This window comes from Marinococcus sp. LNHM4E3-1, from assembly GCF_056034405.1.
In genome coordinates this window covers 82,493-104,706 of the sequence record NZ_JBQLID010000008.1, presented here as the reverse complement: position 1 = coordinate 104,706, position 22,214 = coordinate 82,493, and the positions used below count along the sequence as shown (strand labels likewise).

Here is a 22,214-nt window from a genome sequence, read left to right as displayed (position 1 = left end):
GTGAAACAGGAACGATTTGTCAATATAGTTGCAGCAGACTTGTAAATCAGCTAAACTAATTGAAGTTTTTGAAGGAACGAAATAAATGGAGGATGATCATGAGCCTGGAAGAAAAAGAGAGAAAGCTGCAGCAGCTCACAGCCAGGGAAGCGCTTCTTGGTGTTGCTATTGCTGTGGGCCATTTTATTTGGTGGTTTGGTTTTGCATATGGGCTTGGGGGCAGAGACCCTCAGGATTATCAATACATACTGGGTATGCCTGACTGGCTTTTTTACAGCTGCGTACTCGGACCGGTGCTTTTACTCGTTACTCTTTGGTTTGTCGTAAAGTTCGTCCTCCGCGATATTCCTCTTGATCAGGAGGAAGACCGATGAATATAGAAGTGATTGTACCATTAGTCGTTTTTTTACTTTTTACGTTTGCGATCGGTATCTGGTCGGCTAAAAAAAGGTCGGGTGCCGCTTCTTTTCTTCATGACTACTATTTAGGAAGCCGTGAGCTTGGAGGACTGGTGCTGGCCATGACAATGGTTGCGACGTACGGCAGTGCGAGCAGCTTCGTTGGAGGCCCCGGCATTGCATACGACCGCGGGCTTGGCTGGGTGCTGTTATCCATGTCGCAGGTGGTTACCGGCTATTTCACGCTGATGATCCTCGGGAAGCGGTTTGCCGTCATGGCCCGCCGGTACCGGGCTGTCACACTGGTGGATTTTCTCCGTTCCCGCTACAATAACGGGCTGGTTGTCATTCTGGGAGCATTCAGCATTGTAATCTTTTTATTTTCCGCTATGGCCGCCCAGTGGGTAGGTGGAGCGAGACTGATCGAATCGGTCACCGGCATGAGCTATCAGGCGTCCCTGTTTCTGTTTGCAGCAGCGGTGCTGTTTTATGTAATCATCGGAGGCTTCCGGGCAGTGGTGGTGACAGATGCGGTACAGGGCATTATTATGGTCGTCGGTACGCTGATCATTTTTACCGCTACACTGATAGCCGGAGGCGGCATGAACAATATCATGACCTCCCTGTATCAGGAAAACCCAAACCTCGTTACACCGTTTGGCGCAGATGGGGATTTAACCGCCCTCTATGTATCGTCATTCTGGATTTTAGTCGGTGTGGGAGTGGTCGGACTGCCCCAGGTGGCAGTACGGGCGATGTCATATAAAAGCTCGGCTGCTATGCACCGTGCGCTTCTTATCGGAACGGCAGTGGTTGCTTTTATGATGTTTGGGATGCATATGGCCGGTGTGATGGGCCGCGTCGTCGTCCCGGGCATTGAAGTTGCCGATACCGTTATGCCGGAGCTGACGATGAGCGTTCTCCCCGGATGGCTGGCCGGTATCGTGCTGGCAGCACCCATGGCGGCTATCATGAGCACCGTGGATTCTCTGCTTCTGATGATCAGCTCCTCAGTAGTCAAAGACGTATACATTAACTATATCAGGCCGGACGCTTCGGAAAACAGAATACGCCTGCTGAGTCTGATTGTTACAGCAGCAGTCGGCATTATCGTGGTAGCTATTTCGTGGAGCCCGCCGGAGTTTTTAATCTGGCTGAATCTGTTTGCCTTTGGAGGGCTGGAAGCCGCGTTTATCTGGCCAATCGTTTTAGGGCTGTATTGGAAAAAGGCAAATGGATGGGGAGCGCTTGCAGCGATGATTACCGGTATCGCGTCGTACATGATTATTTCGATCTGGCTCCCGGGGTGGCTCGGTATGCACGAAGTAGCCATGCCTGTTCTATTTTCACTTGCCGCGTTTGTACTCGTGTCTCTTGTTACAAGCCGGCAGCAGAACGAATGGAGGCCCCTGGAAAACAATTAGACAGGTGGCCGGTAAATTCTATCAGTAAGAATTGAATAATAATTATGGAATTTTCCTTCGAAATATGTTTATAATTTTAGGTATGAATTTTCGTAGCGATGAAGCGATTAATATAAAGCAATCAGCATAAGGGCATGTTCGTGAAAAGGAGCGATGAAGCTGTGAAAATAAACGAGTTGAGCGAAGAAAAGGTAAGGGAAATGTCTTCGATGGAGCTGGCGTATATGATCCTCGAAGAAGAGGGCGGAGCATCAGGCTATACGAGAGTTATGGACCGTCTGACGGAATTAAAAGGGTACACAGAAGAGGAAAGAAAAAGCCGGATGATCAAATTGTTTACATCCATGAATCTGGATGGACGGTTTGTGCATCTGGGCGAAAACCACTGGGGTCTTCGCGGATGGTATCCTCTCGATCAGTCAGATGAAGAACTGAGCCATACAGTACAGGGTTCCGATGAGCTTGCTGAAGAGATTGATCCGGAGGAAGAAACGTATGACGACGACCTTGTGGATATCTCTGATGACCTGGACGCCATCTCTAAAAAAGACGATGCCGATGAAGACACGTTTGATGATAACGATCTTGAAGGCTTTGAGCCGGGTAACTCGGGACCAGGCTTCGACGAAGATGAAGAAGATGAGGAAGAAGACAGTGGAAGCGACAATACAGAGGAAAGTGAAGAGGAGAACCGGTAATTTTATCTTGGTGAAATCTTGACTTTCGAAACTCGTATAGGTACAATCATTTTTGGGCTGTGACGTAAAGGTGAAAATGATACCTATATAAGCATGAACGACAAACAAAAGTGTGCCCCCTCCATATGGTGGCAGGGCGCCACTTTTGTTTTTTTTATGAACAAAGAAAAGCGAAGGAAGCCTGTTCAGCGGTATGGGCCCTGGAAGAACTATTTTAAAGAACATTTATATAAAGAGAGGCAGATAGGTATATGGCGAGTAAATATATTTTCGTTACTGGCGGCGTTGTATCTTCGTTAGGTAAAGGCATTACAGCAGCTTCCCTCGGAAGACTGCTTAAAAACAGAGGACTTAGTGTTACTATCCAAAAGTTTGACCCATATATCAACGTGGACCCGGGAACGATGAGCCCGTATCAGCACGGGGAAGTTTTCGTTACAGACGACGGAGCGGAAACAGACCTGGATCTCGGACACTATGAACGCTTTATCGATATCAACCTCAGCAAAAACAGCAATGTTACGACCGGAAAAGTATACTCCTCCGTTATTCGCAAAGAACGGCGCGGCGACTATCTCGGCGGCACCGTACAGGTTATTCCGCACGTCACAAATGAAATCAAGGAACGGGTGTACCGTGCAGGAAGAGAAACAGGAGCCGATGTAGTAATTACAGAAATCGGCGGTACGGTCGGCGATATTGAAAGCCTGCCGTTTCTTGAAGCCATTCGTCAGATCAAAAGCGATGTCGGACGCGACAACGTAATGTACGTACACTGTACGTTAATTCCATACTTATCTGCAGCAGGAGAAATGAAATCCAAACCGACGCAGCACAGCGTCAAAGAGCTGCGCGGCATCGGAATACAGCCGAACGTCATTGTACTCCGGACAGAAAAGCCGGTACCAGAAAACATGAAGGAAAAAATTGCTTCGTTCTGCGACGTTCCTTCGGAGTCGGTCATTGAAGCAGGGGATGCAGAAGTGTTGTACCAGATCCCGCTTGAACTGCAGCGCCAGCATATGGATCAAATCGTCTGCGATCACCTGAAGCTGACAGCGCCACCGGCAGAAATGACGGAATGGACAGCGCTCGTCGACCGGGTGAAAAACTTAAGCAAAACGGTACGTATTGCCCTGGTGGGAAAATATGTAGCGCTTCCGGATGCGTATCTTTCAGTAGCAGAGTCGCTGAAGCACGCCGGCTATCACTTTGATGCAGACATCGAAATCGACTGGGTGCAGTCGGAGGATCTGGATAAAAATAATGTAGCGGAGCGTCTGAAGAATGCCGATGGCATTCTCGTGCCTGGAGGATTCGGCGACCGGGGTATCCAGGGTAAGATTGAAGCGATCACCTATGCACGTGAACAGAAAATTCCGTTTCTCGGAATTTGTCTTGGCATGCAGCTTGCAAGCGTGGAATTTGCAAGAAACGTGGCGGGCATAGAAGATGCGGGCTCGGCAGAATTTCATCCCGACGCCAAAAACGCAGTAATCGATCTGCTTCCGGAGCAGAAGGATGTAGAAGATCTTGGCGGAACGCTCCGGCTCGGTCTTTACCCTTGTAAGCTAAAAGAAGGCTCCCGGGCAAAGGAAGCTTACGATGAGGCAGAGATCGTCTATGAACGTCACCGCCACCGCTATGAATTCAGCAATGCGTACAGAGAGCAGCTCGAAAACCACGGATTTATTTTCAGCGGCACGAGCCCGGACGGACGTCTGGCAGAAATTATTGAAGTAGCAGACCATCCTTACTTTGTTGCTTCGCAGTTTCACCCGGAATTTGTTTCCCGTCCGACCCGCCCGCAGCCTTTATTCCGCGAATTTATCCGTTACTCCGCAGGGGAATAAATAAAAGTAAGCCTGGATGGTGTCTACGCCATCCAGGCTTCTTTTGTGCAGAATACTTCTGCTTTATTCGAGTTCATCCGATAATTCTTTAATATATAAATATAAAAGCTGACCGGCGAAGAAAGCCGATAAAGCAAATGGGTCCCCGTAGCGCTCTCCCTTTTCATCCGGAATGACCGGTTCGGCCGAGGGGGCTGTAATATGGCAGTTTAACGGCCCAAGCAGTTCATTTATCCGGGCGTCGTCCTGCGTGTAAATAATTAAAGGTGTTTCGCTGTTTTGGCATGTCTGGATAAACGAAAGCATCTCCTCGTGTTCGTCGGGGTGAATGATTAAAAGCAAACGGTCGACCTCGGACAGGGCTTCGGTCTCGGGAGAAGGTATAATGGCCGTTGTTCCTTCCGGGGCGTCCGGTTGAGCAGCAAGCGCCAGGGCAATGGAATGAGCGGACGGAGATCCCGCGACCCATAGCCTGCCCAGTCCCCTGACAGCCTGGACAGCCAGACGCGCTGCGTCTTCAAACTCTTCCTCCTGGTCCATGATGCTTTGAAATTTACCCTGAAGCTGGGTGGAAAAAATTTTCATGAAAATCCTCTTTTCTGCTGTGAAATTAATGGATGGCTGAAACATACGTGGTCATAAATCTCATAGTAATATATACTGCAGGGAGAAGAAAGTAGAGAAGGAGGAATTCATGCAATGGAACGGGTGTTAATTGTAGATGATCAAATGGGAATCCGGCTTCTCTTAAAAGAGGTACTCGAAGAAGAGGGGTACACCGTCAAAGAAGCACATAACGGCGAGCTTGCTTTACATATGGTGGAAGAATGGACGCCGGAAATTTTTATCATCGATATGAAACTCCCGGGGATCGACGGGCTTACCCTGCTTAAAGAGCTTCAAAGCGCCTCCCGCCTCGAAGACGCCTATGTGATTATAATGACTGCCTTTGGTGAAAAGGAACAGGTGGAAGCGGCCAGACAGAACGGAGCGGATTACTATATCGCCAAGCCGTTTGACATTGAAAACTTAAAGAGCGTCATCGGCAAACTTTCGCAAGAAGGGTGACAACTGGCCTCGATATGCTATAATGAAAAAAGAATTTGAGTAAGATCTACATAGCATAGTCGGTCTGTTTTCAAGCGGAAGTATCTGACAGTGAAGACGCCCTGATCATATTATTATTACGCTTTAATACACACTACCCGATGCAGCCTGAATAAAAGCTGCAGATGCTTTCGTGCGCTTAAATATATTTACTATGTATGGAAGCTGCTCAAACATTTTGCTTGAAACGAAGAGGGAGGATATTTTTTATGCCATTGGTATCAATGACGGAAATGCTGAAAACAGCACAAAAAAATCAGTATGCCGTAGGACAATTCAACTTGAACAACATGGAATTCACCCAGGCCATTCTTCAGGCGGCTGAAGAAGAAAAATCTCCAGTAATCTGCGGTGTTTCTGAAGGCGCAGCCCGTTACATGGGTGGCTTCGAAACAGTCGTTACTCTGGTAAAAGCGTTGATGAAAGAATACAACGTAACAGTACCTGTAGCCATTCATCTCGACCACGGTTCGAGCTTTGAAAACTGCATGAAGGCAATGAAAGCAGGGTTTACTTCTGTAATGATCGACGGATCCCACCATCCGCTTGAATACAACATTGAAATGACTAAGCGCGTTGTAGACGCTGCACACGCGATCGGCGTATCTGTAGAAGCTGAGCTCGGCCGTGTAGGCGGACAGGAAGACGACCTGGTCGTTTCTGAAGCGGAAGAAGCTTACGCTATTCCTGCAGAATGTAAAGAGCTTGTAGAGCAGACTGGTGTTGACTGCTTTGCAGCAGCGCTTGGTTCTGTGCACGGTCCATACAAAGGCGAGCCGAACCTCAGCTTTACCCGTATGGAAGAAATCCAGCAGCTCGTGGACGTTCCGTTCGTTCTGCACGGCGGTACAGGCATTCCAACAGAAGACGTGAAAAAAGCGATCCGTTACGGTCACGCAAAAGTGAACGTAAACACGGAAAGCCAGATGTCTTCTGCGGCGAAAGTACGAGAAGTGCTGGCAGAGCAGCCGAACCAGTATGATCCTCGTAAATACCTCGGCCCGGCACGCGATGCCGTCAAAGAAACAGTGAAGTTCAAAATGCAGGAATTTGGTTCTTCCAACCAGGCGTAATTAATGAGTATGAAGCGAAGAAAAGGGGGCCGTTACCGGGCCGCCTCTTTCTCCGCCTTACTTTCTTCTTCTCATAGTAAAATGATTTGCAAGCGTTTGCTTGAACTGGATAAAGAGTACTAAATAATAGGAGGGAACATGCATGAAGTTTTTTGTAGATACAGCGAATGTTGATGAAATCAGAGAGGCGAATGACCTCGGGATTCTCGCCGGCGTCACCACGAATCCAAGTCTCGTCGCCAAAGAAGGCGTCGACTTTCATGAACGGTTAAAAGAGATTACGGCTATCGTCGACGGTTCTGTCAGTGCCGAAGTCATTTCGACTGAAGCAGAAGGCATGATCACGGAAGGCCGGGAGCTCGCAAAAATCGCTCCGAATATTACGGTTAAAGTTCCAATGACACTCGAAGGCATGAAAGCCGTAAAGGTCTTTACAGAAGAAAACATTCAGACAAATGTTACGCTCGTCTTTTCTTCCGTACAGGCGTTAATCGCGGCAAGGGCAGGAGCAACATACGTCTCCCCATTCCTTGGACGTCTGGACGATATCGGCCACAACGGCCTGGACCTGATCAGTGAAATTTCCGAGATTTTTAACGTTCACGGCATTGAAACGAAAATCATTGCTGCATCCGTGCGCCACTCTACTCACGTGGCAGAAGCAGCGGCCCGCGGTGCCCATATTGCGACCATTCCATTTAAGGTCGTTCCCGGCCTTCTGAAGCATCCGCTTACAGATCAGGGAATCGAAAAATTCCTGAGCGACTGGGAAAACCGCAAGCAGTAAAATAAAACAGCACAGGCTTCTGCAGGGTTTCTGCAGAAGCTTTTTTTGTATGAAAATTCAGCCAAATTCTCTTGCTAATAAGTGGAAAAACATCTATGCTGAAAAAAGAAAACACTTTTAACGATTAGTAGGACACAAATAGTATAAAAAGAAGAGTTCCTGCCCGGATCCGGACCCGGGCTTCAGCTTTTACATGCCGTCCATACAGACTGGCTGAGGATGCTGGATAATGACTATAGAGGATGATTGCATGCAGAAAATGATTATTGAAGGCGGCAGGCCGCTTGAAGGACAGGTATCGGTCAGCGGAGCGAAAAACAGTGCAGTGGCGCTTGTTCCGGCAGCGTTGATGGCAAATGGCCATGTGACTCTTGAAAACCTTCCCGACATTCACGACATCGACACGCTGGCTGAAATTTTGCAGGACGCTGGAGCGAATGTGAAAACAGAAAATCACCGAATGAAAATCAATGCAAAGAATGTTCGTCCGATACCGATGCCAAACGGCAAAGTAAAGAAGCTGCGTGCTTCCTACTATCTGATGGGGGCGATGCTCGGCCGGTTTAAAAAAGCGGTTATCGGCATGCCGGGCGGCTGCTATCTTGGCCCGCGGCCGATTGATCAGCATATCAAAGGCTTCGAAGCTCTCGGTGCCACGGTCGAAAATGAACACGGCTCGCTCCATATTCACGCTAAAGAGCTGACAGGCGCCCGCATTTACCTGGACGTGGTGAGCGTCGGGGCGACGATTAACATTATGATGGCGGCAGTCATGGCTAAAGGCCGGACAGTCATCGAAAACGCCGCGAAGGAACCGGAAATTATCGACGTAGCCACGCTTTTGACAAATATGGGAGCAAATATTAAAGGCGCGGGAACAAACGTTATCCGGATTGACGGTGTAGAAGAGCTGAACGGATGCACTCATTCGATTATCCCTGACCGGATCGAGGCGGGCACCTATATGATTGCCAGTGCGGCTATGGGCAGTGAAGTAGTGATAGACAACGTCATTCCGGATCACCTCGAAGCGTTAACGGCCAAGCTCCGGGAAACAGGAACAGGCGTTGAATGGTATGACAATTCGGTCCGGATCACCGGGGCGGACCGGCTGCAGGCCGTGCAGTTAAAAACCCTCGTTTATCCCGGATTCCCTACTGATCTGCAGCAGCCGTTCACAGCGCTTATGACAAGAGCAGAAGGAAAAACGATTGTTCACGACACCATCTATCCGTCCCGGTTCAAGCATGTGGATGAACTATCGCGCATGGGAGCGGACGTGACTACTGGTGAAGGCACTGCGATTGTGCGGGGGCCGGCGCAGCTTCAGGGAGCACAGGTGGCAGCAAGCGACCTGAGAGCCGGAGCTGCCCTGATTGTAGCCGGGCTGATGGCTGAAGGCCGTACCGTTATTACCGGGTTTGAGCATGTGGCCCGGGGCTATGAAAAAATTGAGCACAAATTGCGTTATTTGGGCGCTGACATTCGTTTAGAGACTATCAGCGAACAGGAAATGCAGGAAATTCAAAATTCTTAAGCTTGGGGGAGTATAACAATGGAAAGAAGTCTATCGATGGAGTTAGTACGAGTGACCGAAGCAGCGGCGTTATCGTCTGCACGCTGGATGGGCCGTGGAAAAAAGGATGAGGCCGACGATGCTGCTACAAGCGCAATGCGCGATGTGTTTGACACGATCCCGATGAAAGGGACTGTGGTCATTGGCGAAGGGGAAATGGATGAAGCTCCGATGCTCTACATTGGGGAAAAGCTCGGGACCGGTTTCGGCCCGAGAGTCGATGTGGCGGTAGATCCGCTTGAAGGTACAGAAATCGTCGCCAGCGGCTCCTGGAACGCTCTCGCGGTGCTTGCCATTGCTGACCATGGAAGGCTTCTCCATGCTCCGGATATGTATATGGATAAAATTGCGGTAGGACCTGAAGCGATCGGGACAATTGATATCGATGCGCCGGTCGCAGACAACCTGCACGCCGTAGCAAAGGCGAAAGGCAAGGATATCGAAGACGTTGTTGTCACTATTTTAGACAGAGAGCGCCATGCTAAACTGATTCAGGACGTCCGCGACACCGGTGCCCGCATCAAGCTGATTCCTGCCGGGGATGTGGCCGGTGCGATTAATACCGCCTTTGATGAAACAGGCGTGGATATACTGCTCGGCTCCGGAGGAGCTCCGGAGGGCGTTATCGCCGCTGTCGGACTTAAATGTCTGGGCGGGGAAATGCAGGGCAAGCTCCTTCCGCAGAACGACGATGAACTGGCCCGGTGCACAGAAATGGGTATTGACGACGTCAACCGCCCGCTTCTTATGTCGGATCTGGTCGGCGGGGAGGACTGCATCTTTGCCGCTACCGGTGTGACAGAGGGTGAGCTGCTGAAGGGCGTGAATTTTAAAAGCTCCAAAGCCACGACCCAGTCTCTTGTCATGAGGGCGAAATCAGGCACGGTCCGCTTTGTTGACGGCAAGCACAACGTGCAGAAAAAGCCGGATTTTGTTATCAGAGACGAATAGAACGGGCAGAGGGCAGGGATACCTGTCCTTTTCTCATTTTATACCGGAAGCGTTCTGTGCTGATAATTTCACTTGCAGACAGAGGCGTTCAAAGTTAAAATAATGAAGTACTATCCGTATTCGTAAAACGTTTACTGCCATTCAACAGTTCTCCTCTCCTTTATGCAGAGCATCCGTTCCTTTTCTTATCTTCCAATTATCCCAACACTTTTTGCCGGAAAGCCATAACGGAAATAAAAAAGGCAGCTTACATTCACAAAGTGTAAGTGTTTCTTCACGTTGACGGAACTAATATACATGATTATTTTTTTACATTCATAATAGAAAAAGAAAGTGGTGACCGCATTGGCAGTCAACATCGCAGAGCTCGAAACAATGACGCTGAAAGAATTGTACCGGCTCGCCAAAGAATACAAGGTATCGTATTACAGCAAATTAAACAAACGGGAACTTGTCTTTGCGATCTTAAAAGGACAGGCGGAAAAAGATGGCCTGATGTTTATGGAGGGCGTGCTTGAAATTATTCAGACAGAAGGCTACGGTTTTCTGCGCCCGATTAACTATCTGCCGAGCACGGAGGACATTTATATCTCTGCCTCGCAGATCCGCCGTTTTGACCTGAGAAATGGGGATAAGGTTTCCGGAAAGGTACGTCCGCCAAAGGATTCGGAGCGGTACCACGGCCTGCTGCAGGTGGAAGCAGTCAACGGGGAGGACCCGGACTCTTCGAAGGAGCGCCCGCATTTTCCGGCCCTGACACCGCTGTATCCAGACGAGCGCATGCAGATGGAAACTCATCCCAATCGCGCCTCTTCACGGATTATCGACCTGATTACCCCGGTAGGCTTCGGCCAGCGCGGACTCATTGTGGCTCCGCCAAAAGCCGGAAAGACGTCGCTGTTGAAGGAAGTCGCCAACAGCATTACTGAAAACCATCCGGAAACCGAGCTGATCGTGCTGCTTGTGGACGAACGTCCGGAAGAGGTTACAGACATCGAGCGTTCTGTAGACGGAGACGTAGCCAGCTCTACATTCGATGAGGTGCCTGAAAACCACATTAAAGTTTCTGAGCTTGTTCTTGAACGGGCGATGCGGCTTGTGGAGCACAAAAAGGATGTCGTCATTCTGCTCGACAGCATCACCCGTCTTGCACGGGCGTACAACCTGGTGCTGCCGCCAAGCGGCCGGACGCTTTCCGGTGGTATTGACCCGGCAGCCCTTCACCGTCCGAAGCGCTTCTTCGGGGCGGCCCGTAATATTGAAGAAGGCGGAAGCCTGACCATCCTGGCAACGGCCCTTGTAGAAACCGGGTCGCGGATGGACGATGTGATTTATGAGGAATTTAAAGGGACAGGAAACATGGAGCTCCACCTCGACCGCCGTCTGGCCGAGCGCCGTATTTTCCCATCGATCGATATCCGCCGCTCGAGTACCCGGAAAGAAGAACTGCTCGTTTCTAAAGAGCATCTGGATAATTTATGGGCGATCCGCAAGACGATGAACGATTCCCCGGATTTCGTAGATCACTTTATCCGGCGCATTAAGCAGACCAAAACGAACGAAGAATTTTTTGAGGAGCTTCAAAAAGACAAGCAGGGAAAAGTAACGACCGGAAAGAAATAAACGAAATGAACGATTGATAAATTTCGGGGAAGTTGTTATAATCTCGTTATGTGTGAAAAAGAGAAGAATCGAAAGGAAGTGACCAGCTATGAAACAACAAGTGCATCCGGAATATCATAAAGTTGTATTTATGGATACAAGTACGGGATTCAAGTTTTTGAGCGGTTCGACAGAAAGCTCGTCTGAAACTATCGAATGGGAAGACGGAAACACGTACCCAGTAATCAAAATTGAGGTAAGCTCCGACTCCCACCCGTTCTACACCGGCAAGCAGAAGCAGAACACTGCCGGCGGCCGTGTGGACAAGTTCAAAAGAAAATACAACCGCTAAGCACAATGGTTGGGTAAAGGCGGAAGCTGCGGCTTCCGCCTTTTTTATATCACGAGCACGAACCGAAACCGATAAGCAGGGGAGAAAAATATGGCGCAGTTATTTTTTAAATACGGAACAATGAACAGCGGCAAGTCCATCGAAATTTTAAAGGTGGCCCATAACTATGAAGAGCAGAACAAGCCAGTGCTCATCTTCACCTCCGGTCTGGATGACCGGCGCGGAGTCGGATTTGTAGCAAGCAGAATCGGAGTGGAGCGCGAGGCTGTGCCTGTGTTTGAAGAGACAAACATTTACGATATCGTTCGTCAGGAAGAAGAGCGCCCGTTCTGCATCCTCGTGGATGAGGCACAGTTTCTGTCCCAGGAGCATATCATTCAGCTCGCGGAAATTGTTGATAATCTTAATATTCCGGTGATGAGCTTCGGCCTGAAAAACGATTTTCAAAATGAACTGTTTGAAGGCAGCAAACACCTGCTGCTCTACGCGGATAAAATCGAGGAAATGAAGACCATCTGCTGGTTCTGTCATAAAAAAGCAGTCATGAATTTAAGACTCGACGGTAAGGGCCGGCCGATTTATACGGGCGATCAGATCCATATTGGCGGCAATGATTCCTACTATCCGGTATGCCGGAGATGCCATGCCAATCCGCCCATCGCCCTTTAAACAAAAAATAAGCCAGCCGGAGCAGTGCCGGCTGGCTTTATCTATTGCAGGGGCACAGTCACTTCGCCCGCCGGATCACCTGCTGGAGTGGATCCCACACTTTGTTGTACGGCGGAGCGTAGCTCAGGTCCAGATCCTCAAAATCAGTTACGGTCATACGATGGAAGAGGGCGGTCGCCAGAACATCGAGTCGTTTATCTGTGCCGTCACCGCCGATCAGCTGGCCGCCGAGGATGATGCCTGTGTCCGGGCAGTACGTGACTTTAATATGAAGCTTACTATTTCCCGGGAAATAGCCGGCATGGCTCGAGGTAGTAAGCATCTCACTGCGGTAAGGAAAGCGCATGTCAGCAGCCTCCGCTTCGGAGATGCCGGTTTTCCCAAGCGTCAGGCTGAAAAAGCGGAGAATGGAGGTGCCGGTTACTCCTTTAAAGGACTTTACGCTTCCGGCCATGTTTAGGCCGGCGACCCGGCCCTGCTTGTTGGCATGCGTGCCGAGCGGAAGATAATCGTCGATCTCTTTGATCCTATGGAACTGGGTGGCACAGTCGCCGGCAGCATAAATGCCGGGAATGTTCGTTTCCATGTAGCGGTTCACCTGAAGGGCCCCGTTCGCTTGCCGGAACAGGCCGCATTTGGACACCATTTCTGTATTCGGGCGCAGTCCGACGCCGGCAATCACCGCATCGGTATCGATCACCCGGCGATCGGTATGAACGGCTTCCACCCGGGTTCTCCCCGAAAGATGCTGAATGTTTTCCTCAAACAGCAACTCAATGCCGTTCGCTTCCGCTTCCTCAGCGATATAGGCTGCCATATCCGGATCGAATATGCCGGCAAGCTGATCGCCGCGCTGCAAAAGCGTCACTTTCTTTTCGGCGTGAATACAGTTCTCTGCCACTTCAAGGCCGATATAGCCTCCGCCCACGACAGTGACGTGGTTGACGTGCGCAAGATCTGCTTTGATCGTTTCGGCATCCGGAATCGTTTTTAGCGTATGAACACCTTCAAGCTCCCGTCCCGGCCAGTCCGGCAGAAGCGGGCGCCCGCCGGAAGCAATCAGAAGCTTATCGTACGTAACCTGAAACGGCTTGCCGGTGCCGGTATGTATACCGGTCACTTCTCTTTTATCCGCATCGACGCCAGTCACCTCATGGTTCACCCGGGCATCGATGCCGTACTTTTCCCGGAATGTATCGACGTCGCGGGCGATTAAATTCGCGCTGTCATCGACTTCACCTCCGAGTATGTAAGGGAGACCGCACTGGGCGTAGGAATAAATCTCTCCTGCTTCGAGCGTAATAATTTCTGCATTTTCGTCCTGCCGGTAGATCTGCATAGCTGCACTCATGCCGGCAGCATCTCCGCCAATAATAACGTATTTCATCGTTTTTCCCCCTTCTGCTGAAACAATAGGCATTTACAGGGCGGTTTCCCCGCTCCTGCGCTGATCAAACGAAATTTCTGGATGCGGTGGTATTTTGACGCCCCTATGCCCCTGTATTATAATTAGTATACTGTAAAGGAGAATGAGAAGCGTGTAAAACGTAACGAAATACATTCCAGCCGGATAAAATTTAAAAAATAGAGGTGAACGGTGTGTTAGAGCGACTACAGACGGTAGAAGACCGTTATGAATATTTAAACGAACAGCTGAGCGATCCGGAAATCGCAAACGATCCGAATAAAATTAAGGAGCTGTCCAAGGAGCAGGCACAGATGCAGCGTACAGTGGAGGTTTACCGGGAGTATAAAGAAGCCCGGCAGCAGCTTGATGAAGCGAAATCGATGCTTGAAGACGAGCTCGATGCAGAAATGAAAGACATGGTAAAATCGGAAGTCGAAGAGTTGAGCGAGCGTATTGAAAACCAGGAGGAAGAGCTCCGGAGACTTCTTCTTCCAAAGGATCCAAACGATGATAAAAACGTTATTATTGAAATACGCGGAGCCGCGGGCGGGGAAGAAGCGGCGCTGTTTGCCGCTGATTTATACAAAATGTACTCCCGTTATGCAGAGAAGCAGGGATGGAAAGCAGAAGTTGTGGAATCGAACGCGAGTGAGCTCGGCGGCTACCGGGAAATCATTTTTATGATTAACGGCGATTCGGCATATTCGAAAATGAAATATGAAAACGGGGCCCACCGGGTTCAGCGGGTGCCAAGCACGGAATCAGGCGGACGCGTGCATACATCCACAGCTACCGTAGCTGTCCTTCCGGAAGCCGAGGAAGTGGAGGTGGACATTCACGATAAGGATATCCGCGTTGACACGTTTGCAGCGAGCGGGCCCGGCGGCCAGAGTGTAAACACGACTATGTCGGCGGTGCGGCTGACCCACGTGCCGACAGGCATTGTCGCTTCCTGTCAGGACGGAAAATCCCAGATTAAAAACAAAGAAAAAGCAATGACGATTCTTCGTGCCCGGGTGTATGACAAATTCCAGCAGGAAGCCCAGGCGGAGTACGATGAAAACCGGAAATCAGCGGTAGGAACCGGGGACCGTTCCGAGCGGATCCGAACGTACAATTTTCCACAGACGCGCGTAACCGACCACCGTATCGGCCTGACGCTGCAAAAGCTGGACCAGATTCTCCAGGGAGAGCTTGACCAGATTATCGAGCCGCTAGTAATGGAAGAACAGGCCGAGCTGATGGAAAAAGCAGGCGAAGCGTAATGAAAGAAGAACTACTTGTATTTGAAGCCCGGAGATGGGCTTCTTCTTTTTTGGGTGAGCACGGAAGAGAAGAGACGGCAGCCGACTGGCTTCTGGAGCATCATCTGAAGCTTTCCCGGACCCAGCTGCTGACCGCTGCGAGAGAGCCGGTGCCGTTACAGGCATGGGAGCATTTTCAGCAGGACGTGCGTCTTCACGCAGCCGGGACGCCGGTGCAGCATTTAACCGGCAGCAGCTTTTTTTACGAGCGCGAGTTTCACGTCAATCCGGATGTGCTGATTCCCCGGATGGAAACCGAGGAGCTCGTCTGGCACGTGATCGACTGGGTGCAAAAAAACAAAGAGCTGAATGCTCCGAGGATTGTCGACGTTGGCACAGGCAGCGGCATCATCGCAGTTACGCTCGCGCTGGAGCTTTCGGCGGCACAGGTGCAGGCCGTTGACATTGACACCCGGGCGCTTGAAACGGCTAAACGAAACGCAGACCGGCTGCAGGCGCCGGTCGCCTTTCATCAGGAATCGTTTCTTGAAGGCATGGCCGCCCGGAAAGAACAGGCGGACGTTATTGTATCCAATCCTCCCTACATTCCAAAGGAGGAATGGGAGCAGCTCGACCCGCTTGTCCGGGACCAGGAGCCTGCGGTTGCTTTAATTGGTAAAGGAAAAGAAGGAATCCACAGCTATGAAGAAATTATCAAATATGCTGCTGAAGTTTTGGCTCCGGGCGGGCTGCTTGCCTTTGAAATCGGCTGGCAGCAGGGGAAAGCAGTGATGGAGGCAGCTGAAAAAGTGTTTCCGGGAAAAAGGGTCCAGGTAATTAAAGACTTGAATGGGAACGACCGAATCGTTACAGTTGTGAATAAGTGAGAAAGTTATCCACGATTTGTGGATAACAAAAGACAAATACCTCCATATATGTGGAAAACATTAAATTTTCGTAAATAATGTAAATTAAAAGACTGAATTAACAGCATAAATCAAAGTTATCCACAGAAAATAAGCTCCTGTTAACAATGTGAAAAACCTAAATTAATGTAAAATAAACCCTGTTGTTAAGGCATTTTAAATTTTTGGAAGGAACGAAAGCTGAATGAGTTATAAACAGACGGTTATAAAAAATGTGGATAAAATAAATGAAGCCTCGGCGGAGAACTCTGTACTAAAGGAAATGGGGCTGTGGATAACGCAGGGCAAAACAGTGGCTCTCCCGACGGAAACGGTTTACGGTCTAGGGGCAAGCGCGTTGTCTACGGATGCTGTCCGGGCAATTTTTGAAGCTAAAAACCGTCCGCCTGACAATCCGCTGATTGCCCATATTGCTGACCGTGCCCAGCTCCCTGCGCTCGGGGTTACATGGACAGAGAGCATGGAAAAGCTGATGGACGCATTCTGGCCCGGTCCGTTGACGCTCATATTCCCATTGACGGAAGAAACCCCTCTGTCGCCTCTTGTAACGGCTGGGTTATCCACAGTAGCTGTACGGATTCCGGAGCACGAGGTGGCAAAGGCAGTACTGGCACACGCAGGTGTGCCGGTCGCAGCGCCGAGTGCCAACCGGTCCGGGTCCCCGAGCCCGACCACGGCGGAGCACGTCTACAGTGACCTGGACGGGAAAATTGATGCGGTAATCGATGGCGGCCCGTGTGGATACGGAGTGGAGTCCACCGTCGTGGATTGTACGTCAGAAGTATGCTGGATTCTGCGTCCGGGAGGAGTTACTAAAGAGCAGATCGAGCAGGTGCTCGGCCCGGACACAGTCCGCTATTCGCAAAGTGCTCCTTCAGAGGAAGCACCTGCAGCACCGGGGATGAAATACCGTCACTATTCGCCGGCGACATCCCTCTATTTAATGAAAGGGCCGGAGGAAGCATGGCAGAAAAAGCTCCGGGCCTGCCAGGAGGAAGGAAAGAAGGTAGCGGTGCTTGCCGTGGAAGAGAAAAAATCAGCGTGGATGCAGGCGGATGCTTTTCTTAGTTTAGGCTCGCGCCGGGTGCCCGAAGAAACGGCAGCAAAATTGTACGCTGTTCTTCGTGAATTAGATACAATGGAGGTGGACGCTGCTTTCTGTGAAGTTTTTTCAAAAGAAGGGATTGGCACCGCACTCATGAACCGTCTGGAAAAAGCAGCATCTTCAGAACAATGAAAACTTCTGCAAGGAGTCGATGACGATGAGTTATCACGTATTGTTTATTTGTACAGGGAACACGTGCCGGAGTCCGATGGCTGCTGCGCTGATGAAGCACCATTATCCGGAGGTGGAGGTGGCTTCAGCCGGTGTAATGGCTACAAATGGAGAGCCGGCAGCAACAGAAGCCGTCCGGGCGATGGATGAAAGACAGGTGGAGATGGATCATGAATCCCAGCCGCTCACAAAGGAATTAATCGACTGGGCGGACGTTATCTTTGCAATGACCCAGGGGCATAAAGATATTATGCAGCGGATGTTTCCGGGTACGGAAACGAAAACGGTGCTCTTAAAGGAATATGCCCAAAGCGATGGGGATAAGGATATTGGAGACCCTATCGGCGGAGGCCGGAAGGTATATCACGAAACGGCAGAGGAAATGGAAGAAGCGCTTCAGGCAGCATGGGAGCGGTACAGGAAAGAAAAGTCGCTGGACTGAGCCTGGAGATTTACAGGCGGATGGATACGTGAGAGACTGAAAACAGTACAATCAAACGGAGGAGAGGTTGACATGAAAGTAGCATTGGGTGCCGATCACGGCGGATATGAATTAAAAGAGGAAATTAAAGCTGTACTGGATGAAGCAGGGGTGGAATACGAAGACCTGGGCTGTGACTGCAGTGATTCTGTGGACTACCCGGACTATGCGGTTCCGGTGGCTGAAAAAGTAACGGCCGGCGAAGTGGACCGTGGGATTCTTGTCTGCGGTACGGGCATCGGCATGTCGATTGCTGCTAATAAAGTTAACGGTATCCGCTGCGCGCTGGTCCATGACGTATTCAGTGCAAAGATGACCCGGGCTCATAACGACAGTAATGTACTGGCGATGGGCGCTAGAGTTATTGGATCCGGCCTTGCCGGCGAAATTGTCAAAGCCTGGATCAGCACGGAGCACGTTGGGGGCCGTCACGCCGACCGCATTCAAAAAGTATCGGCTATTGAAGAATAAGGAACGAAGAAAGGATGAGTTGTCATGGTGAACAAAGCAGAATGGCAGCAGCCTTTACGGGAATTGTTAGCTTCATTAAAGGAACAGGCATCACTCCGCAGCGGCCAGGTGCTTGTGATTGGCACGAGCACCAGTGAAGTGCTCGGCGAGCATATCGGTAAGGCAGGATCTGAGGAAGTCGCCGAAGCGCTGTTTGATGTCTTTCAGGAGTTCCGGGAAGAAACCGGCGTATATCTTGCGTTTCAGGGATGTGAGCATATTAATCGTGCGCTTACGGTGGAAAGGGAGACGGCAGAGGCTTACGGTCTCGAAGCTGTAAGCGTGGTGCCCCACCCGAGAGCAGGCGGTTCGATGAGCTCGTATGCGTATAAACACATGAGCGATCCGGTTGTCATCGAAGCAGTAAAAGCAGATGCAGGCATTGATATCGGATCCACCCTGATCGGTATGCATTTGAAGCCGGTGGCGGTTCCGGTACGCGGCCCGCAGAAGCAAATTGGTTCTGCCTATGTAACGATGGCAAAAACACGGCCGAAGCTGATCGGCGGTGAGCGTGCCCGCTACGAATAGTCTCCGGAAAAAGAATCGCATGCTGCGGTTCTTTTTTCTTCAGATGCAGAAAGGAAATAAAGAAATTCGAAAAAATTTCGTAAGGTACGGAATTTCCTAAAAAATACGTGTTACAATGAAAAACATAGTAACATGGAGAGAAAAATAACGAATGAAATATTCGCGGAAAAGATAATCGTTCGTTATTGTACCGAAAGGGAAGGGAGATTTACAGATGGAAGCAAAGGTAAATGCAGAAAGTGTACAAACGCAGGATCCGGCCATATTTGAGGCAATGCAGAAGGAGCTGGGGCGCCAGCGCGACAAGATCGAGCTGATCGCTTCGGAGAACTTCACGAGCCGTGCAGTAATGGAAGCGCAGGGGTCTGTGCTTACCAACAAATATGCGGAAGGCTACCCGAATCGCCGCTACTACGGCGGTTGTGAGCATGTGGACACGGTCGAACAGCTCGCCATTGACCGGGCGAAGGAACTATTCTCGGCAGAATATGCGAACGTGCAGCCTCACTCCGGCGCCCAGGCAAATATGGCGGTTTACTATACGATTTTAAATCACGGTGACACGGTGCTTGGCATGAACCTTTCCCACGGCGGCCATTTAACCCACGGAAGCCCCGTCAACTTCAGTGGTGTTCAGTACAATTTCGTGGAATACGGTGTGACTAAAGAAGATCAGGTGATTGATTACGATGAAGTGCTTCGCGTGGCAAAAGAAACGCAGCCGAAATTAATCGTCGCCGGTGCAAGTGCGTATCCGCGTGAAATTGACTTTAAAAAATTCCGTGAAATCGCCGATGAGGTGGATGCGTACTTGATGGTTGATATGGCACACATTGCCGGACTGGTAGCAGCAGGAGTGCACCAAAACCCGGTTCCTCATTCGCACTTTGTTACGACAACAACACACAAAACGCTGCGCGGACCGCGTGGAGGGCTCGTGCTTTGTAAGGAAGAGTTCGGCAAAAAGATTGATAAAGCAGTATTCCCGGGTCTGCAGGGCGGACCGCTTATGCACGTGATTGCGGCGAAAGCTGTTGCCTTCGGCGAAGCACTGCAGAAGGATTTCGTCACGTATTCCGAAAACGTCGTGAAAAACGCGCGAAGCTTAAGCGACTCGTTGCAGAATGAAGGAATTAACGTCGTTTCGGGCGGCACCGACAACCACCTCGTGCTGATGGATACCCGCAGCCTGGAGCTGACAGGGAAAATAGCGGAAAAAGCGCTGGACGAAGTCGGCCTCACAGCGAACAAAAATGCCATTCCGTATGATCCGGAAAAGCCATTCGTTACAAGCGGTATCCGTCTAGGTTCTGCAGCTGTTACGTCCCGAGGCTTTGGGGAAGAAGAAATGAAGGAAATAGGCGCCATCATTGCCTATACGCTGAAAAACCATGAAGACGCGGAAGCATTAAAAGAAGCGGCTGAGCGCGTGAAAACTTTAACGGGCCGTTTCCCAATTTACGAATATCTGTAAAATGGCGGACCCCGGTCAAAAAAGGGGCATGAATACAGCTGTTCTCCTATTTAAAGGAGGCAGCTGTTTTTTTATTCCTTTTGGCGGACGCCTTTGTTTTTCAGGGGTGAATGCAAGTGTGTTAGGGTATATGTAGATTGGGAAAAGGAGGAGTTCAAATGGTTTTTGCACTAAATGAAAAAGCGCCGATGTTCACGCTTGCTGATGTGAACGGCGAAGAATTTAAACTCGAAGAAAAAATAGGTAAGGGATGGCAGCTGCTCGTGTTTTTCCGGGGTTCATGGTGTCCGGTATGTAAGGAAGAGCTGCAGGCCTGGGAAGAGCACCGCGGTTTTTTTGAAAATAATAATGTAAATATCACAGCCATCTCCACCGATAATCCTGAGGACCTGCGTACGATGACCGAAGAATACGGACTCACGTTCCCGGTGCTTGTCGACGAAGCACTTAAGGTACTCGACGATTACGGCGTCTTTTATCACAGCTCGGAAGCGCCATATGAAGATCACGGAGCCCACGGGGAGCCTGCATATTTTCTGATCGACGAAGAAGGCAGATTTTTATACCAGCACCGCCAGACAAATCCATTCGGCCGGCCGGGTCCGAAAGAGCTGCGCAAAACGGTAAAATACATTGAAGACAATTTAAAATAAACGTTCGCAGCAGTGCATCCGGGCGCTGCTGTTATTTCCAGCAGCACGCAGAAGTTGCGGCATATTTCTGTCATTTTATATAACCTTGAATCCATCACGCTTTTTAGGTAGAATTTCTAAAGAATATGTTCGATAGGGACATGGGTTAATAAGCACCGGCTGATGCCGGGGAAAAAGGAGCCGACTATACTTATGGGAAATGTACATGTACTGGATCATCCGCTCATTCAACATAAACTTACATTCATCCGGGACGTCTCAACAGGAACGAAGGAATTCCGGGAGCTTGTCGATGAAGTCTCTACCCTGATGGCGTTTGAGATTACAAGAAACCTTCAGCTTCAGGAAGTAACGGTGGAAACTCCGGTGGGACCGGCCAAATCCTATACGCTTGCAGGCAAAAAGCTGGGAGTGGTGCCGATTTTGCGCGCAGGACTCGGCATGACCGACGGTATCATCAAATTGATCCCGGCAGCAAAAGTAGGGCACGTCGGGCTGTACCGGGATCCGGAAACGCTGCAGCCGGTAGAATATTATGTGAAGCTTCCGAGTGATGTCGAAGAGCGGGAATTTATCGTGATTGATCCGATGCTTGCGACAGGCGGTTCTGCTATTGAGGCATTGAACAGCCTGAAAAAACGCGGAGCCCAGAATATCAAGCTCATGTGTTTAATCGCAGCGCCTGAAGGAGTGGCACTCGTTCAGGACGCACATCCGGACGTGGACATTTACCTGGCTTCGATGGATGAGAAGTTAAACGACAAAGGCTACATTGTTCCGGGCCTCGGGGACGCAGGAGACCGTTTATTCGGCACGAAATAATAGATGAGAGAGCTTTTCCGCACGTACGGGAAAAGCTCTTTGATTTATAAAAGGATATTCTGTTAATGAGGCGGGGCAGTGGGAGAACACGTTCATGCTTTCTGCCCAGCTTTTACCTGGCTTGAAGATATGAAAATGTCACTTAATAGACACAAAATAGAAAATGCCTGAAACACGCGACAATACAGGGTTTTCGTTAATTTCGTCCATTGACATCATGTGGCGGCTATTGTACGATGATGAAGAACGTATGATAAGGTTTACATATGGGAGAAATTTGTATTTCCTTCATGAACGGCAGGATCCACGCAATTGTTTCTTTTTTTTGCCAAAAACATGCAGGGGACAACCACGTTACATAAAGTTGTGTAAAAATTCTCTCAATGGATTTCGTAGTGT

General features: G+C 49.9%; 23 protein-coding genes. 21 read left to right on the top strand and 2 right to left on the bottom strand.

All coding sequences use genetic code 11. From position 1 onward, the window contains the following. Window positions 1-98 precede the first annotated feature (98 nt). From ACTRXI_RS10500 to ACTRXI_RS10485, 4 genes are all read left to right on the top strand, one after another. Complete coding sequence (locus ACTRXI_RS10500; protein WP_474262368.1) at window positions 99-374, top strand: YhdT family protein; 276 nt, start codon at window positions 99-101, stop codon at window positions 372-374. Next, window positions 371-1,822 carry a sodium/pantothenate symporter gene (gene panF, locus ACTRXI_RS10495; protein WP_474262367.1) on the top strand — a complete coding sequence of 484 codons (1,452 nt, stop codon included), beginning with the start codon at window positions 371-373 and terminating at the stop codon, window positions 1,820-1,822. The genes ACTRXI_RS10500 and panF overlap by 4 nt, the downstream gene beginning before the upstream one ends. A 161-nt stretch (window positions 1,823-1,983) precedes the next feature. Next, entirely contained in the window at window positions 1,984-2,520 is a 537-nt protein-coding gene (rpoE, locus tag ACTRXI_RS10490) for a DNA-directed RNA polymerase subunit delta (protein WP_474262366.1), read from the top strand. A gap of 251 nt (window positions 2,521-2,771) precedes the next feature. Beyond that, window positions 2,772-4,373 carry a CTP synthase gene (locus ACTRXI_RS10485; RefSeq protein ID WP_474262365.1) on the top strand — a complete coding sequence of 534 codons (1,602 nt, stop codon included), beginning with the start codon at window positions 2,772-2,774 and terminating at the stop codon, window positions 4,371-4,373. Between the two features lie 63 nt (window positions 4,374-4,436). Here ACTRXI_RS10485 and ACTRXI_RS10480 read toward each other — a convergent pair whose 3' ends face one another. Next, window positions 4,437-4,958 (bottom strand): DUF2529 family protein, encoded by a 522-nt coding sequence (locus ACTRXI_RS10480; RefSeq protein ID WP_474262364.1) that lies wholly within the window; start codon window positions 4,956-4,958, stop codon window positions 4,437-4,439. A gap of 114 nt (window positions 4,959-5,072) precedes the next feature. Between ACTRXI_RS10480 and ACTRXI_RS10475 the strand changes: the two genes are divergently transcribed. The 8 genes from ACTRXI_RS10475 to ACTRXI_RS10440 all read left to right on the top strand — a co-directional run bounded on the left by ACTRXI_RS10475 (window position 5,073) and on the right by ACTRXI_RS10440 (window position 12,490). Then, entirely contained in the window at window positions 5,073-5,441 is a 369-nt protein-coding gene (locus ACTRXI_RS10475) for a response regulator (RefSeq protein ID WP_474262363.1), read from the top strand. 248 nt (window positions 5,442-5,689) lie between these two features. Then, on the top strand, window positions 5,690-6,553 hold the full coding sequence (fba, locus tag ACTRXI_RS10470; RefSeq protein ID WP_319632668.1) for a class II fructose-1,6-bisphosphate aldolase: 864 nt from the start codon (window positions 5,690-5,692) through the stop codon (window positions 6,551-6,553). A 142-nt stretch (window positions 6,554-6,695) separates the two neighbouring features. Continuing rightward, window positions 6,696-7,340 (top strand): fructose-6-phosphate aldolase, encoded by a 645-nt coding sequence (gene fsa / locus ACTRXI_RS10465; RefSeq protein WP_091613202.1) that lies wholly within the window; start codon window positions 6,696-6,698, stop codon window positions 7,338-7,340. A 250-nt stretch (window positions 7,341-7,590) separates the two neighbouring features. Beyond that, the gene (locus ACTRXI_RS10460) at window positions 7,591-8,877 is read left to right on the top strand and encodes a UDP-N-acetylglucosamine 1-carboxyvinyltransferase (protein WP_474262427.1); all 1,287 of its coding nucleotides are present in this window, start codon (window positions 7,591-7,593) and stop codon (window positions 8,875-8,877) included. A gap of 18 nt (window positions 8,878-8,895) precedes the next feature. Next, window positions 8,896-9,867: a class II fructose-bisphosphatase gene (gene glpX, locus ACTRXI_RS10455; RefSeq protein ID WP_322525559.1), complete on the top strand. Its 972-nt coding sequence runs from the start codon at window positions 8,896-8,898 to the stop codon at window positions 9,865-9,867. Window positions 9,868-10,212: 345 nt separating this feature from the next. Beyond that, complete coding sequence (rho, locus tag ACTRXI_RS10450; protein WP_322525560.1) at window positions 10,213-11,490, top strand: transcription termination factor Rho; 1,278 nt, start codon at window positions 10,213-10,215, stop codon at window positions 11,488-11,490. A gap of 88 nt (window positions 11,491-11,578) precedes the next feature. Continuing rightward, entirely contained in the window at window positions 11,579-11,821 is a 243-nt protein-coding gene (locus ACTRXI_RS10445) for a type B 50S ribosomal protein L31 (RefSeq protein ID WP_022794589.1), read from the top strand. Window positions 11,822-11,911: 90 nt separating this feature from the next. Then, window positions 11,912-12,490, top strand: coding sequence for a thymidine kinase (locus ACTRXI_RS10440; RefSeq protein WP_474262362.1), 579 nt, complete (start codon window positions 11,912-11,914; stop codon window positions 12,488-12,490). 58 nt (window positions 12,491-12,548) lie between these two features. Here ACTRXI_RS10440 and ACTRXI_RS10435 read toward each other — a convergent pair whose 3' ends face one another. Then, window positions 12,549-13,877, bottom strand: coding sequence for an FAD-dependent oxidoreductase (locus ACTRXI_RS10435; RefSeq protein ID WP_474262361.1), 1,329 nt, complete (start codon window positions 13,875-13,877; stop codon window positions 12,549-12,551). 212 nt (window positions 13,878-14,089) lie between these two features. On the opposite strand from ACTRXI_RS10435, the gene prfA reads away from it, so the two are divergent. The 9 genes from prfA (at window position 14,090) to upp (ending at window position 21,815) form a co-directional block, all read left to right on the top strand. Next, the gene (gene prfA, locus ACTRXI_RS10430; protein WP_322525642.1) at window positions 14,090-15,163 is read left to right on the top strand and encodes a peptide chain release factor 1; all 1,074 of its coding nucleotides are present in this window, start codon (window positions 14,090-14,092) and stop codon (window positions 15,161-15,163) included. Next, a complete protein-coding gene (gene prmC / locus ACTRXI_RS10425; protein WP_474262360.1) occupies window positions 15,163-16,029 on the top strand; it encodes a peptide chain release factor N(5)-glutamine methyltransferase in 867 nt (288 codons plus the stop codon). The genes prfA and prmC overlap by 1 nt, the downstream gene beginning before the upstream one ends. Before the next feature lie 223 nt (window positions 16,030-16,252). Next, window positions 16,253-17,305: an L-threonylcarbamoyladenylate synthase gene (locus tag ACTRXI_RS10420; protein ID WP_474262359.1), complete on the top strand. Its 1,053-nt coding sequence runs from the start codon at window positions 16,253-16,255 to the stop codon at window positions 17,303-17,305. 25 nt (window positions 17,306-17,330) lie between these two features. Continuing rightward, window positions 17,331-17,786, top strand: coding sequence for a low molecular weight protein arginine phosphatase (locus tag ACTRXI_RS10415; RefSeq protein WP_474262358.1), 456 nt, complete (start codon window positions 17,331-17,333; stop codon window positions 17,784-17,786). Between the two features lie 72 nt (window positions 17,787-17,858). Next, on the top strand, window positions 17,859-18,296 hold the full coding sequence (gene rpiB, locus ACTRXI_RS10410) for a ribose 5-phosphate isomerase B (RefSeq protein WP_474262356.1): 438 nt from the start codon (window positions 17,859-17,861) through the stop codon (window positions 18,294-18,296). A gap of 24 nt (window positions 18,297-18,320) precedes the next feature. Next, entirely contained in the window at window positions 18,321-18,866 is a 546-nt protein-coding gene (locus ACTRXI_RS10405; RefSeq protein WP_474262355.1) for a TIGR01440 family protein, read from the top strand. 214 nt (window positions 18,867-19,080) lie between these two features. Next, complete coding sequence (gene glyA / locus ACTRXI_RS10400; RefSeq protein ID WP_474262354.1) at window positions 19,081-20,340, top strand: serine hydroxymethyltransferase; 1,260 nt, start codon at window positions 19,081-19,083, stop codon at window positions 20,338-20,340. Window positions 20,341-20,498: 158 nt separating this feature from the next. After that, entirely contained in the window at window positions 20,499-20,993 is a 495-nt protein-coding gene (locus ACTRXI_RS10395; protein WP_474262353.1) for a peroxiredoxin family protein, read from the top strand. Between the two features lie 192 nt (window positions 20,994-21,185). Beyond that, the gene (upp, locus tag ACTRXI_RS10390) at window positions 21,186-21,815 is read left to right on the top strand and encodes a uracil phosphoribosyltransferase (protein ID WP_474262352.1); all 630 of its coding nucleotides are present in this window, start codon (window positions 21,186-21,188) and stop codon (window positions 21,813-21,815) included. The last annotated feature ends 399 nt before the right edge of the window (window positions 21,816-22,214 follow it).